This window comes from Vibrio sp. UCD-FRSSP16_30, from assembly GCF_001676025.1.
In the GTDB taxonomy this organism is placed as follows: Bacteria; Pseudomonadota; Gammaproteobacteria; order Enterobacterales; family Vibrionaceae; genus Vibrio.
The window spans coordinates 1-1549 of sequence record NZ_LZFW01000038.1 but is presented as its reverse complement, the minus strand read 5'-3'; the positions used below and the strand labels follow the sequence as shown (position 1 = coordinate 1549).

At 44.5% G+C, this 1549-nt stretch carries 4 tRNA genes and 2 rRNA genes; all 6 read left to right on the top strand.

Annotated elements, in window-relative coordinates:
• Window positions 1-293: ribosomal RNA gene (locus tag A9260_RS12485) — 16S ribosomal RNA — on the top strand; the annotation flags it as partial.
• Window positions 294-415: 122 nt separating this feature from the next.
• Window positions 416-491 (top strand) — tRNA-Glu (locus A9260_RS12480).
• Between the two features lie 18 nt (window positions 492-509).
• Window positions 510-585: transfer RNA gene (locus tag A9260_RS12475), tRNA-Lys, on the top strand.
• A 33-nt stretch (window positions 586-618) separates the two neighbouring features.
• Window positions 619-694, top strand: a tRNA-Ala gene (locus A9260_RS12470).
• 35 nt (window positions 695-729) lie between these two features.
• A tRNA-Val gene (locus tag A9260_RS12465) sits at window positions 730-805 on the top strand.
• 481 nt (window positions 806-1286) lie between these two features.
• Window positions 1287-1549, top strand: a 23S ribosomal RNA gene (locus A9260_RS12460); the annotation flags it as partial.

Here is a 1549-nt window from a genome sequence, read left to right as displayed (position 1 = left end):
AGGGCAGCCAACCAGCGATGGTGAGCGAATCCCAAAAAGTGCGTCGTAGTCCGGATTGGAGTCTGCAACTCGACTCCATGAAGTCGGAATCGCTAGTAATCGTGAATCAGAATGTCACGGTGAATACGTTCCCGGGCCTTGTACACACCGCCCGTCACACCATGGGAGTGGGCTGCAAAAGAAGTGGGTAGTTTAACCTTTCGRGGAGGACGCTCACCACTTTGTGGTTCATGACTGGGGTGAAGTCGTAACAAGGTAGCCCTAGGGGAACCTGGGGCTGGATCACCTCCTTATACGAAGATTACTCACGATGAGTGTCCACACAGATTGATATGGTTTAGAAAGTAAAGAGATTAGAAATGTCTCCCAAGACATTTCAACAATTTATTGTCACGTTAGTGATGGTAAATCTAGTGTCCCGTTCGTCTAGAGGCCTAGGACACCGCCCTTTCACGGCGGTAACAGGGGTTCGACTCCCCTACGGGATACCACTTCTTTTTTGAAGTATTGGGTCGTTAGCTCAGCTGGTAGAGCAGTTGACTTTTAATCAATTGGTCGCAGGTTCGAATCCTGCACGACCCACCATTTCCTCCTTTAGGAGGAAATAGTTCCTAAGATGGGGCTATAGCTCAGCTGGGAGAGCGCCTGCCTTGCACGCAGGAGGTCTGCGGTTCGATCCCGCATAGCTCCACCATCTTAGAATGTTCATACCACTGAACAATAAAATGTGGGCGATTAGCTCAGTTGGGAGAGCACCTCCCTTACAAGGAGGGGGTCACTGGTTCGAGCCCGGTATCGCCCACCATTCTCTAACTATTTTTGGAAAGTTATTCCAAACCAGAACAAGAAATTGATACTGGTTGGAATTTTTGTCGCCTAAGCGATTTGACTGAAAGTAATTAGAAAATGTTTTTTATAGCTATTTGCTACAAAAATCTCGCTCTTTAACAATTTGGAAAGCTGACGATTAGCTTAATTATGTTTACTTTTTATAAAGTAAAACAAAACAGCTCAGGCTGTTGATTAAGTTAATCAAATTTAAAAGTTCTCAAATCCTAAGTCTTTATGATTTAGGTACCAACACACATTCAAGTGTTCTTGGGAATAACATCATTGCCTGATGTTATTCAAATTTGAGTCCGGCAAAATCGATGCTTGCTTCTGCTTTTTAAAGCGGAAATAAACAATAGTTATCTCACTCATAATAAAGAGATAGCGCACCTTGGAAACGTCATACTACGTTGTAGCAARCGTATTGCGTTAAGCAAGACCCTTTGGGGTTGTATGGTTAAGTGACTAAGCGTACACGGTGGATGCCTTGGCAGTCAGAGGCGATGAAAGACGTAATAACTTGCGATAAGCCCAGATTAGGTAGTAATAACCATTTGAGTCTGGGATTTCTGAATGGGGAAACCCACGTGCATAAGCACGTATCGTTATGTGAATACATAGCATAACGAGGCAAACCCGGGGAACTGAAACATCTAAGTACCCGGAGGAAGAGAAATCAACCGAGATTCCGAAAGTAGCGGCGAGCGAAATTGGATTA